Source organism: Labilibaculum manganireducens, from assembly GCF_002843385.1.
Taxonomy (GTDB): Bacteria; Bacteroidota; Bacteroidia; order Bacteroidales; family Marinifilaceae; genus Labilibaculum; species Labilibaculum manganireducens.
Window position 1 is genome coordinate 70,127 of the sequence record NZ_MVDE01000022.1, and the last position, 12,607, is coordinate 82,733.

The following is a 12,607-nucleotide window of genomic DNA, read 5'->3' on the forward strand; positions in this document are numbered from 1 at the left end:
CGGTTACCGACTAATAATCAATATACGTATGACAGAAAATAAGGAACCAAAAGGGAAGTGCGGAGGTTGTGCTTCCAATAAAAAGGATGATAGACTTCTGTATGGAAAACTAGATGTTTATGATTGGTTGAGTGATGTTCCTGAGAGTGTGTTATGTCCGGATATCGTTGAAGTAAAATTTAAAAATACCCGAAAGGGATTCTTCTCAAATTCGAATCAATTAAGACTACAAAGAGGCGATGTTGTTGCTTTAGAGGCATCACCGGGACACGATATAGGAATTGTTACACTAACAGGAGATTTGGTTGTAGAGCAAATGCGAAAGCAGAAACTGAATCCGAAAACATACGAGGCAAAAAAAATATACCGTAAGGCTAAGCCGGTGGATATTGAAAAATGGCATGAGGCCATTGCGCTGGAACACAAAACAATGATTAAGGCCCGCCAGCTGTCTGCAGAACTAAAACTCAATATGAAGATTGGTGATGTAGAATATCAGGGCGATAAAACCAAAGCAATTTTTTACTACATCGCTGATGATCGGGTTGATTTTCGTCAATTGATTAAAGTGCTTGCCGAACAGTTTAAAATTCGGATTGAAATGCGTCAGATTGGTGCAAGGCAGGAGGCCGGAAGAATTGGTGGTATTGGTCCCTGCGGAAGAGAACTCTGCTGCTCAACCTGGATTACCAATTTTGTTTCGGTAACAACAAATGCCGCCCGTTATCAGGAGATTTCATTGAATCCTCAGAAATTAGCCGGTCAATGTGGTAAGCTTAAATGTTGTTTGAATTTCGAATTGGATTGTTACATCGATGCTCAAAAAGATTTTCCGAATACAAATATTCCGTTGGAAACAAAAGATGGTACAGCTTATCATCAGAAGACAGATATTTTTAAGAGGCTGATGTGGTATTCGTATGATAAATACAACACAATGAATATGGTTCAGCTGTCGGTAGATACCGTTAAGGATATTATCAAACAGAATAAAAAAGGCATTAAGGTTAATAAACTGGTAACAGAATTTGTTGCAGAGCCTAAGAAAACTTTGGAATACGAAAATGTAGTTGGTCAGGATAGTTTGAATCGTTTCGATTCGGTGGAAAAACCGGCAGCGAAAAAAGCGAAGCGTAAATTCCGACGTAAACCACGAAAAAATAATCCGTCCTAATCATGAAGATGTTGAGGGTTCTTTACACATTATTACTGGGAGTCTTAGTACTTTCCTGTGATTCTAACAGAGTGTACGAACAGTATGAGAATATTCCTGATTTTGAATGGAATCAGGATAATATTCTTCGTTTTGAAGTGGAAATAACAGATACGGTTCAGGCAAATAATATTTTCATCAATCTGCGCAATTCGGGAGATTATGCCTACAGTAATTTGTGGGTGTTTGTGAAAGTAATATCACCTGACAATGAGATTGAAGAAGAGAAAGTTGAGATTGAGTTAGCTGATGAAACCGGTGATTGGTATGGAAGCGGGTTTGGTGATATTTTTGATTTACAGGTTCCGTTTAAGCAAATAGTAGTTTTTCCAAAACCGGGAAAATATGTGTTTGAAATTACTCAGGGCATGTACGACCTGAAATTGAAGGGAATTGCAAATGTTGGAATTCGTATTGAGAAGGAAAATAGATAATATAAGAGGTTTTAAAAGTGGGAAAAAATAAATTACAGCGCTTTGCTGAAATGAAGTCTTTTGATAATGTTTTTCAACCAACCCACAACGAAGTTTGGGAAACAAACTATCAGTTAAAAGGAAAGTGGAACAAGGATGTGTTTAAGAATGATAATCCTATAGTTCTTGAAGTTGGTTGTGGAAAGGGTGAGTATACGGTTGGTTTGGCAAAACAATTTCCAAATAAAAATTTTATTGGGATAGACATAAAGGGAGCCCGCATCTATTGTGGTGCAAAAGAAGCTATCGATAATGGTTTAAGTAATGTTGCTTTCATCAGAACCTATGCAGAGTTGCTTCAATCTATTTTTGAAGCAGGAGAAATTGCCGAAATTTGGATTACTTTTCCAGATCCTCAAATGAAAAAAGTTGGCAAGAGATTGACGGGAACCCGGTTTTTAAAGTTGTATAGTAATCTTCTATCTAAAGAGGGAATTGTTCATTTAAAAACGGATAGTAACTTTTTGTATGAATACACTAAATATGTTATCGAGGAGAACAATCTAAAAGTTCTTGTTGATACCAACGATTTGTATCATTCCGGCAAAGCGGATGAAATTCTCTCTATTAGAACTTTTTACGAGCAGCAATTTTTGAATCGGGGAATTCCGATTAAGTATCATAAATTTATGCTTGAGGGTAAAACTGAGTTTATTGAACCTGATGTAGAAATTGAATTGGATTGGTACCGAAGCTTTGGCAGGGAGAAAAAAGAATAGCTAATGTCTGATTTGTATTCCCGAATTTACGATGTAGTTCGGTTAATTCCCGCAGGACGAGCAACCAGTTATGGCGCAATTGTCCGATTTGTTGGTTCTCCGCGAGGATCGAGAATGGTAGGTTGGGCTATGAACCAGTGTCATGCTCACAAAGAATACACGCCCGCACATCGGGTGGTGAACCGATTGGGAATGCTGTCAGGAAAACATCACTTTCCGGGTGAAAATGTAATGCAGGAACTTTTGGAAAGTGAAGGCATTGTGGTTATCGACGATCAAATACAAAATTTCGATCGTGTTTTTTGGGATCCATTCAAAGAACTAGGTGGGATAACTATTTAAATAGAATCTAAATACATACATTTGTACGTATTCTTTAAATAATTCAAAGACTTAAAATTTAATATATCATGAGTTATACTCAAAAACAGGTTACGGATGCTTTGCGATTGGTAAAGTTTCCTGGTTCCGATAAGGATATCATGGCCCTGGATATGGTTCGTAACATTAAAATTGAAGGCAAAAAAATTGGTTTTGATCTGGTTTTCCAAAAATCAGACGATCCAAATATTATTACCTTAAAAAAACTTTGTGTTTCGGCCATTTTGAAATTTGTTGATAAAGACGCAGAAATTAAAGGAAACATCAAGGTGAAAGCGGTTCATATTGTTGATGAGCCTGGAGTTCTTCCCAATGTGAAAAATATCATTGCAATTGCTTCCGGTAAAGGCGGCGTTGGAAAATCAACGGTAGCTTCAAATTTGGCTGTAGCTTTGGCCAATGCCGGTGCTAAGGTTGGTTTAATTGATGCAGATATTTTTGGTCCTTCAGTTCCTAAAATGTTTGGCTCTGAAGCAGCACGTCCGAGCTTAATTAAGATTGACGACAAAGACAGAATTGAGCCTCATGAAAAATTTGGCGTGAAAATGTTGTCGATCGGATTCTTTGTAGATCCTGCTCAGGCAACCGTTTGGCGCGGACCAATGGCTTCGAATGCATTAAAACAAATGATTGAAGAAGGAAACTGGGGTGAGCTTGATTTTGTATTGATCGATTTGCCACCGGGAACAAGTGATATTCACCTTACTTTGGTTCAAACAGTTCCGGTTACTGGTGCTGTTATTGTTAGTACACCTCAGGAAGTAGCTTTGGCTGATGCAGTTAAAGCAATCAGCATGTTCGAAGGAGCGGGTGTGAATGTTCCTGTTTTGGGAATGGTTGAAAATATGGCTTGGTTTACTCCTGCTGAATTGCCAGAGAATAAATACTACATTTTTGGTAAAGATGGTTGTAAAAATCTTGCTGAAGAAAAAGGCATTGATTTATTGGGACAAATTCCACTGGTGCAGAGTATTAGAGAAGGCGGCGACAACGGAACTCCGGCTGCTGTTAATACAGATACAGTTACAGGTATGGCTTTCGCCGATTTGGCTACAAAACTGATGTCAGTTGTTGATCAAAGAAACGCAGACAAAGACCCAACAAAGCGTGTAGAAATTACTCGATAAAGTATCAGATATTATGATTTGAAAGGGAGCATCTGATGCTCCTTTTTTATTTTCGCTTAAATAAGCTTATATTCAGAAAGTTTTAATAATTTTCAGGAGTATTACTATTTATAATCAGATTTAGATTAACTGTTTGATTTATATGGTTTATGAAGAAGTTGTAAGTGAAATTTTACTTTTTATTGTTCCTTCGTATACTAATTTCTCAATTTTAACGGTTATCTAACAAAACGATAAGTCTTGGCTAGTAAATTTTTTCAAAAAGCGTATGTTGGAGTTTGTTGTTTACTTTTTGTGTTTGGCTGTTCAAATCAGAAAAATACATTTGTAAGCAGACAATATCATGCATTAACCACACATTACAATGTTTATTTTAATGGGAAAGAAAGCCTGAAGAAAGGTGAAAAGAAAATTGAAGACGGAATTACCGAGAATTATTCTTTGCTTCTTCCTGTTTTTGAGTATCAGGATCCAACTGCCAGAGCATTGTCTTTTTCCGATATGGACAGAGCCCTCGAAAAGGCAGCCAAGGCCATAAAAATACATTCGATTACGCGCAATCCTAAACGTAAAAAAGGCAATCAATCGGAGAAATACAAAGAGTTTAGAAAAAAGAAGGAATACAATGATTGGATAGATGATTGTTATCTGCTAATTGGGAAAGCAAAATTCTACAAAGGAGAGCATCATGTATCTGAAAAAGCATTTGAGTTTATTTTAAAAGAATACCCCGAATCGGATTTAATTCCGGAAGCAAAACTTGGTTTGGCCCGTAGTTTAATTGATAGAGGTGAGTTGATAGCGGGAAATGAAATTCTTGACCGATTAACCGATGATCCTAAACTTCCTAAAGATTTTATTCTTCACATATCAACTTTGCGCGCAAGTACTGCAATTCAGCAAAAAAAGTATGAAAGTGCAATTGACGAACTGGGAAGAGCAATTATTCTTGTAGGTTCTAAATCTAAAAAAGCAAGATACTACTATTTAACTGCACAGCTTTATCAAAAGTTGGGGGATGCCGATGCTTCGCTGCGTACTTTGCAAAAACTGATTGACTTAAATGCATCTTATGAGATGACATTTAATGCCAAAATCAGCAGTGCATTGTCATACACTGGAAATGAGAATGGCGAAGAAATCCGGAAGAGTTTGCGAAAAATGCTCCGCGATGAAAAGAATACAGAATATCAGGATCAGATTTACTACGCTCTGGCGGAAATGGACGTGAAGGACGGAAATATGGATGCTGCGGTTTCAAATTATTGGGAATCAACGAAACGAACTGTTTACAATGAAAATCAAAAGGCAATATCATTCTTAAAATTAGGAGATTACTATTTTGAAGATCTGAATTATCCAAAATCTCAAATGTGTTATGATAGTTCCATGACATATCTGGGCAAAGACTATCCCAATTATTCTGAAATATCAGTTCGAATTGGAAATTTGACCGAATTGGTGAACAATCTTAATTTGGTTGAGAGAGAAGATAGTCTGCAGCGGGTGGCTTCCATGAGTTCTGCTGACAGAGACAAATTGATTCAGGGAATCATTCAGGAAATCAACGATAAGGAAAGAGAACAAAAGCAAAAAGAAGCAGAAGCGGTTTCAAACAGAGCCTTTTTTAGTCAGAATAATATGTTGGGAAACGCCAATAGAGCCACTGCAAGTCAAGGCAACTGGTATTTCTATAATCCTACCAATATTGGTCTGGGGAAATCAGATTTCCAGCGAAAGTGGGGACGACGAAAATTAGAAGATAACTGGAGAAGGAAAAATAAATCGACTTTTAGTATTGAGGATGTTGAACTTGCATTAGAAGATAATACAGGAACTGATTCTGTGGATCCATCACTTAAAAAGGACCCTAAATCGAAAGATTATTACCTGGTTGATTTGCCGGTTACAAAAGGAGGAATGGAAAAGTCCAATGAACGAATCATGTTGGGTTTGTATCAGGCGGCATTGGTGTATGAGGAAAAATTGAATAATCCTGAAAAGGCTTTAGAGACAATGGAAATACTCATTCAGAGATTTCCGGATAATCCATATCTGTTATCAGCATACTACCATATTTATTCATTAAATAAGGAGATTGGAAATTCTTCGAAAGCTGATGTTTATAAGAATAAGATATTAACTGAGTTCAAGGGAAGTGATTATGCGAAAGCACTCAGCGATCCTAATTTCTTTGCTAAAATTGAAGCGGAAGGTCAAAAGGCGAACCAATTGTATGCTGCAGCCTATGAGGATTACCAGAATTTCTATTACCTAAGAGTTATAAAAAGCTGTAACGAAGGTTTGTTGAGATATCCGGAAAGTGAATTACGCCCACGTTTTTTATTTTTACGGGCCTTGTGCATTGGAAGAACAAAAAATGTATCACAGTTTCGACAATCATTGGATCAGTTGCTCGAGTCGAAACCTACACCCGAAATAGCGAATACTGCCAAAGCCATTTTAAAAGGACTTGATGATGGTGCGGTTCCGATGCAGTATACTGAACTGGACATGGAACAGGCCCGGCAAAATCGTTTGCTTAGAAATTGGCGGATTGAAGGTGATCAGGCTGCTGTTACTCTTGCCCGAAAAGAGAAAGAGGTAAAAGAGAAGCCGATTTATAAATTTGATGAAGCAGAAGAGCACTATTTTGTATTGCTGTTTGACAAGAAGGATGCTGATCCTAACCGAACGCTGTTTAATATTTCCAAATACAATTCAGAGGCATACAATAACCGTGTTTTTAAAGTAGATAGACTCTCTTTAAACAAAGAGCAGATCATGATAATGGTGAAGGGGCTGGAGAATAAAGAAGATGCTTTGAATTATTTTAATGGAGTTATCACGAATGATAATGCTTTTGCAGGTTTAGAGAATGCTGATTACCGGAATTTTGTGATTTCTGTCTCTAATTTTAATGTTTTTAAGAAGAATCAGGATGTTGAAGGTTATCTGGATTTTTATACCCAAAGCTATTTTAATATCAGCAGAACAGACAGAAAAACAACCGTTAGGCGGAATGATAAGTTGGTTTCTGTGAATTCGAATTTGGATTCAACAAAGTTTGCAGTTAATGCCAACGACAATCATAAGTTTATTCTTTTGGTACCGGCACGAAAAGTAAATATTGGCAAATTAAGGACTGATATTTTTAATCATGACAAAGATTTTAGCGTATTAAGAGATCAGTACGATGACGACTTAAATATGATTGTGGTGAATAATGTTGGCTCTAAGGCCGAGGCAATGAGTTATTTTAGGAATCTGATAAAAGATGAGTCGGTGTATGCGCAACTGGCAAATGTAGAATATCGAAACTTTGTGATTACCGAAGAGAATTTTAATAAATTCTACATCAGTAAAACCTTGTTCCCTTATCTTGATTTTTTCAAAGAAAACTACTTGAATAATGAAAAAACAGAGGTAGTTAAACCGAAGGCGAAATTAGTTCAGGAAGGGATATATACCTACAAAGAAGAGGTGCCGCACTATTTTGCATTGGTTTATTCTACAGATAATGTAAATAAAAAACAACTTGTAAACGGAATTAAGAAATACAATACAAAAAGTTTAAAAGTGGAAGTTCGTGCTTTGGATGAGAATCGGGAAATTCTTTTAGTTACCAATATGCGTAATAAAAAGCAGGCCATGATGTATTTCAGGGCAATTGTCACGAATCGTATTCTTTTTGAACCCGTTGAGAAAGTTAACTACCGAAACTTTGTTATTTCTGATGAAAATTTAGATGTTTTCATGAAGGATGGCGATCCTGCTGTTTACCTGGAATTTTTTAAAAAGTGGTATCTTAGGTAAACTCTGCGAAATAAAAGGTTCCGTATTTCGTTACTTCTGGTACTAAGCCTGGTTATTTCCCGGTTGAACTAAAAATGAACGTTTGTGAAAGATATTACGATACTTTGGGTAGATGATGAGATTGAGCTGTTGAAACCTCACATTATTTTTTTAGAAGGAAAAGGATACATTGTAAAACCATGCAATAACGCTCATGATGCAATAGATATGGTTCGCGAGGATCATTTCGATTTGGTTTTACTGGATGAAAACATGCCTGGCATGAGTGGTTTGGAAGCTTTAGGTGAAATTAAATCCATCGATTCGGCGCTGCCGGTTGTCATGATTACCAAGAGTGAGGAAGAGGACATTATGGATGAGGCAATTGGAAAGCAGATTTCTGATTATCTGATAAAACCAGTAAATCCGAACCAGATATTGCTTACCATTAAGAAGCACATCGATAAAAAAAGATTGGTTTCGGAAAAAACAACGATTGCTTACCAGTCGCGGTTCGGACAATTGGGAATGGAAATCAACGATTGCCGCGATTTTACCGATTGGATGAAAATGTACCGGAAGCTGGTGTTCTGGGAATTGGAACTTGCCAATATTGAAGAATCGGGAATGGATGAAATTCTGCGCATGCAAAAGAACGAAGCCAATAATTTGTTTGCCCGTTTTATAAAAAAGAATTATTTGGAATGGTTGGAGCCTGGCAATACGGATAAACCGTTACTAACTCCTGCCGTTTTTAAAGAAAAGGTTTATCCTTTGCTTGATAAAGGACAAAAGGTAGCTTTTATTCTTATTGATAACCTTCGCTACGATCAGTGGCAAACCTTATATCCTGTAATTAACAGTTACTATTCGGTGGTAGATGATGATATGTATTATTCCATTTTACCTACAGCAACCCAGTATGCCCGAAATTCAATGTTTTCAGGTTTAATGCCTTTGGACATTCAAAAGAAACATCCCGGTCACTGGATTCATGAGGATGAAGAGTCGAGTAAGAACATTCACGAAGAGGAGTTTATCGGATTTCAGTTTAAACGCGATTACAAGGATGTAAGCTACCATTACGAGAAAATCAATAACGAAAAAATGGGTGCCAAAGTAATGGAGAATATCAGCTCTATTCTGGAATCTCAGTTGAGCGTTTTTGTCTATAATTTTGTGGATATGCTTTCGCATGCCCGCACCGAAAGTGATATGATCCGTGATTTGGCTCCTGATGAGGCTGCATATCGCTCTTTGACTCTTTCCTGGTTCGAACATTCTATGTTATTGGAATTAATTAAGAAGCTGGCCGAAAAGAATGTAAAGCTGGTTATTACAACCGATCATGGTTCCATTCGGGTTCAAAATGCGGTAAAGGTGATTGGCGACAGACAAACAAATACCAATTTGCGGTATAAAATGGGTAAGAACCTAAACTACAATCCAAAGCATGTTTTTGAGGTGACAGATCCACGAAAAGCACTTCTGCCTCAGGTAAATGTAAGTTCTTCTTATATCTTTGCATTGGGCGAGGATTTTTTGGCTTATCCAAATAACTTTAACTACTACAGTTCCTATTACCGAAATACTTTTCAGCATGGAGGAATTTCGCTCGAGGAGGTTTTAGTTCCGTTAATAACACTAAATCCGCGCTAGAAGTTAGATTTCAATTGTTTTCGAAAATGAGTGTATTAAAAATTAACTCGCTGAAAGAGATTAATGCAGCAGCAAAAGAATTTCTTTCCATAGTGGGAAAAAAGCGTGTATTTGCTCTTTATGGAGCAATGGGTGTTGGAAAAACCACCTTTGTAAAAGCAATTTGTGATGAAATGGGCGTTGAGGATACTATTAATAGCCCAACGTTTTCTATTGTGAACGAATATCATACACCGAAAGATGACATTATTTACCATTTTGATTTCTATCGGATTGAGGATGTAAAAGAGGCTTATGATTTTGGTTACGAGGATTATTTTTACGGTAACGCCATGTGTTTTATTGAGTGGCCCGAAAAAATTGAATCTATTTTACCTAACGATACTGTGGAAGTCTTTTTTAAGGAAGAAATGGATGGCAGTCGCTCGATTACCATTCACTGATTAAGGAATATGCATAATAGTAAAAAATTGTTTAAATTGTAGATTCATTATACTTGTTATAATCTTCTTTAATATTACAATTTTTATATGGCGCCACTAAGTGAAAGATCGAGGAATTTTCCGATTGGGCAGAAATTTTACCAGCCTAAAGAAGAAATGTTGGAAGTTGAACGTCGACGTAAACAATTAGCCATTGGTATCCCAAGAGAGGAAGGTAAAGGTGAAAACCGTATTTGTTTAACTCCTCAGTCTGTAGAAGTCCTGGTGAATAATGGTCACGATGTTATGATTGAACGTGGTGCAGGACTGGCATCCAATTATACCGATAAGGAATACAGCGAAAACGGTGCTCAGATTGTCAGTAATAAAAGTGAGATTTATCAATGTGATGTGATCATTCAGGTTTCACCCTTGTCGTCTTCAGAAATTGATATGCTTCGGGGAAATCAGATTCTGTTTTCTGCTCTTCAAATTAAAAGTCAGTGTGTAGAGAACATCCGCAAGTTAATGCAAAAAAAAGTGACGGCTATTGCGCTGGAATTGGTGAAGGATGAAAATGATTTTTTTCCGGTTGTTCGTTCCATGTCCGAGATTGCCGGGATTTCTTCAGTAATGATTGCCGGCGAATATTTAAGCAAGGCTCATGGAGGAAAAGGGGTTATGCTGGGTGGAATTACCGGAATAACACCAACCGAAGTGATTGTTTTGGGTGCAGGAACAGCTGCTGAATATGCCACAAGATCTGCCACAGGATTGGGTGCTATGGTTAAAGTGTTCGACGATTCAATTTATCGCCTGCGCAGATTGGAAGATCATTTGGGACATCGTGTATTCACATCAATTTTTCATCCTCATGTTTTGGAAAAAGCCTTGGCCTCGGCCGATGTTGTAATTGGTGCATTGCGTTACGAAAAAAATGTAAGCGGTTTTATTGTTACCGAAGATATGGTTTCAAAAATGAAGCCGGGTTCTATCATTATCGATCTGAGTATCGATCAGGGTGGTTGTTTCGAAACCTCAATGATGACCACGCATAAAGATCCGGTATTTAAAAAGTTTGGTGTTTTGCATTATTGTGTCCCCAATGTACCTTCTCATGTAGCCAGAACGGCTTCTCTTGCCCTAAGCAACATCTGTTCGCCATTGTTATTGCAAATTGGAAACAACGGAGGTGTGCATCAGTTTATTAAACATGATATTGGCTTGCGGCATGGAACGTATATTTACAGAGGAATTCTAACCAATCGTCGCTTGGGCGATTCGTTTGGCATTTTGGCTAAAGACATCGATTTGCTGCTTGCTGCGATGTAGTTTGTTTTTTTAATATACATTCTACAGCTTTGGAAAAACCATCATCAGTAACACTATCGGTTACCTGATATTTTAACCGCAATTCTTTGGGAGCATTGGCTACCACAAAACTGTGCTCCCCCCAATCGAGCAGATCAATATCGTTGTAATCATTTCCTATTGCAAATGATTCGGTATTTGAGATCCCTAATTTATTGCAAAGCCACTGACATCCTAGTCCTTTTGAGATGTGCTCGGGAAAAATCTCCATCCAAATCGATTCATGATCGAGTGGCGAAGTTGCCCGAATGATTTTAATATCTGTAAATTTTGCCTTTAATTCCTCAAACCAATCTACTTTATTGGGAAGTATGGCCAAAATCTGGCAGGCATCCCGTTTGGTATCTTCCAGTTTACCCACAGGTGTTGCAAATTGCTTGTAAAGAGCCAGCCTTCGGTCAAAATCTAAATTTTTATTTCCGCTTTGATAGTACCAGAACTGATGATTCAGAGGAATTGGATCGAGAATCATAAAATCAATTTCATGATCGATTAAAATTTTCGATACCTCCAAAACTTCTTCGGCCTCAATTTGCTGAGAGTAGATCAATTCTTTCGTATTCCATTGCATAATGCCTGCTCCCGATGAAAAAATGAGGTAATCAATCGGAAAATCTTCAGGCAATACTGCCAAAGCTGAGTAAAGGGTTCTTCCCGTGGCAATCACTCTAATAATTTCTTGTTCTTTTAGCTTGTACAGAGTGTCGTAATTTTTTTTGCTGATACTACCCAGCGAAGGAAGCAAAGTGCCGTCTAAATCAGTAACTACGATTTTTATTTTTGGAGTCATAAAAGAGAGTTTTGGAAGAACTCTAAATTTACCAATTTAGAATGACAATTCTATAGGAGATGATGCTTATATAGGGAAAATGCATTTTCTTGATCTTCTGTATTTCCAATCAAATTACACTTTCGGGAGAACAATTATTGTCAGTTGTAATTCCATACGCTTACCCCAAACCCCTAAAGGGGCTTATGGATAGTCGTTTTTTTGAGTTCTCTCCCACCTCCCGCAAGTCTGCAACCTGTGGCAATTAGCGAGACATAATAATCTCAATTACACAAATTCTTATCACATTCGGTTTTCTTACTTGTAAAGTAGTTTTGAATTGCATTATTACAAATGTAGTAGTGCAATGGATTAGTATGTCGGGCATGGTAACGTGCTATCAAGATGAAACGTTCTTGAGTTCGCCGAGTTGACAGGAAGAACTAGCAATTGGCAAGGGTGTTGGGGGCGACCCCAAATCTGAAGGAAGCCATCAGCAAAGTCATCGTTCTAACGAACAGAAACTTGATATAAGGCTTATTAGTGTGGGTAACCGAGCTATGGATTGGGAAAACCCAAAAGTCAACCGTAACCACTAAGAGTAAATCAAGTAGGACGTGACGAAAGTACGTTATCTTATCCCGAGAGATCTCATAACCTGTTGTCCAAAACAACAAA

General features: G+C 37.6%; 10 protein-coding genes. 9 read left to right on the top strand and 1 reads right to left on the bottom strand.

What is annotated here, in order from left to right; translation table 11 throughout:
- Positions 1-28 precede the first annotated feature (28 nt).
- The 9 genes from BZG01_RS14280 to BZG01_RS14320 all read left to right on the top strand — a co-directional run bounded on the left by BZG01_RS14280 (position 29) and on the right by BZG01_RS14320 (position 11,121).
- Positions 29-1,174: a PSP1 domain-containing protein gene (locus tag BZG01_RS14280; RefSeq protein ID WP_101310520.1), complete on the top strand. Its 1,146-nt coding sequence runs from the start codon at positions 29-31 to the stop codon at positions 1,172-1,174.
- A gap of 2 nt (positions 1,175-1,176) precedes the next feature.
- Positions 1,177-1,647, top strand: a complete 471-nt coding sequence (locus BZG01_RS14285) for a gliding motility lipoprotein GldH (RefSeq protein WP_101310521.1) — start codon at positions 1,177-1,179, stop codon at positions 1,645-1,647.
- 17 nt (positions 1,648-1,664) lie between these two features.
- On the top strand, positions 1,665-2,405 hold the full coding sequence (gene trmB / locus BZG01_RS14290) for a tRNA (guanosine(46)-N7)-methyltransferase TrmB (RefSeq protein WP_101310522.1): 741 nt from the start codon (positions 1,665-1,667) through the stop codon (positions 2,403-2,405).
- 3 nt (positions 2,406-2,408) lie between these two features.
- A complete protein-coding gene (locus BZG01_RS14295) occupies positions 2,409-2,747 on the top strand; it encodes an MGMT family protein (protein WP_101310523.1) in 339 nt (112 codons plus the stop codon).
- Positions 2,748-2,815: 68 nt separating this feature from the next.
- Positions 2,816-3,913 (top strand): Mrp/NBP35 family ATP-binding protein, encoded by a 1,098-nt coding sequence (locus tag BZG01_RS14300; RefSeq protein WP_101310524.1) that lies wholly within the window; start codon positions 2,816-2,818, stop codon positions 3,911-3,913.
- A gap of 240 nt (positions 3,914-4,153) precedes the next feature.
- Complete coding sequence (gene porW / locus BZG01_RS14305; RefSeq protein WP_143470920.1) at positions 4,154-7,729, top strand: type IX secretion system periplasmic lipoprotein PorW/SprE; 3,576 nt, start codon at positions 4,154-4,156, stop codon at positions 7,727-7,729.
- A gap of 84 nt (positions 7,730-7,813) precedes the next feature.
- On the top strand, positions 7,814-9,367 hold the full coding sequence (gene porX, locus BZG01_RS14310) for a T9SS response regulator signal transducer PorX (protein WP_101310526.1): 1,554 nt from the start codon (positions 7,814-7,816) through the stop codon (positions 9,365-9,367).
- Positions 9,368-9,393: 26 nt separating this feature from the next.
- Complete coding sequence (gene tsaE, locus BZG01_RS14315; RefSeq protein ID WP_101310527.1) at positions 9,394-9,810, top strand: tRNA (adenosine(37)-N6)-threonylcarbamoyltransferase complex ATPase subunit type 1 TsaE; 417 nt, start codon at positions 9,394-9,396, stop codon at positions 9,808-9,810.
- 87 nt (positions 9,811-9,897) lie between these two features.
- Entirely contained in the window at positions 9,898-11,121 is a 1,224-nt protein-coding gene (locus BZG01_RS14320) for an alanine dehydrogenase (RefSeq protein WP_101310528.1), read from the top strand.
- Here BZG01_RS14320 and BZG01_RS14325 read toward each other — a convergent pair.
- On the bottom strand, positions 11,087-11,950 hold the full coding sequence (locus BZG01_RS14325) for an HAD family hydrolase (RefSeq protein ID WP_101310529.1): 864 nt from the start codon (positions 11,948-11,950) through the stop codon (positions 11,087-11,089). The genes BZG01_RS14320 and BZG01_RS14325 overlap by 35 nt on opposite strands.
- Positions 11,951-12,607 lie beyond the last annotated feature (657 nt).

What these genes read in the sequence shown, in the direction of transcription:
- BZG01_RS14280 (WP_101310520.1), top strand. Translation starts at nt 29, where the DNA reads ATGACAGAAAATAAGGAACCAAAAGGGAAGTGCGGAGGTTGTGCTTCC.
- BZG01_RS14285 (WP_101310521.1), top strand. Translation starts at nt 1,177, where the DNA reads ATGAAGATGTTGAGGGTTCTTTACACATTATTACTGGGAGTCTTAGTA.
- BZG01_RS14295 (WP_101310523.1), top strand. Translation starts at nt 2,409, where the DNA reads ATGTCTGATTTGTATTCCCGAATTTACGATGTAGTTCGGTTAATTCCC.
- BZG01_RS14300 (WP_101310524.1), top strand. Translation starts at nt 2,816, where the DNA reads ATGAGTTATACTCAAAAACAGGTTACGGATGCTTTGCGATTGGTAAAG.
- tsaE (WP_101310527.1), top strand. Translation starts at nt 9,394, where the DNA reads ATGAGTGTATTAAAAATTAACTCGCTGAAAGAGATTAATGCAGCAGCA.
- BZG01_RS14320 (WP_101310528.1), top strand. Translation starts at nt 9,898, where the DNA reads ATGGCGCCACTAAGTGAAAGATCGAGGAATTTTCCGATTGGGCAGAAA.
- BZG01_RS14325 (WP_101310529.1), bottom strand. Translation starts at nt 11,950, where the DNA reads ATGACTCCAAAAATAAAAATCGTAGTTACTGATTTAGACGGCACTTTG.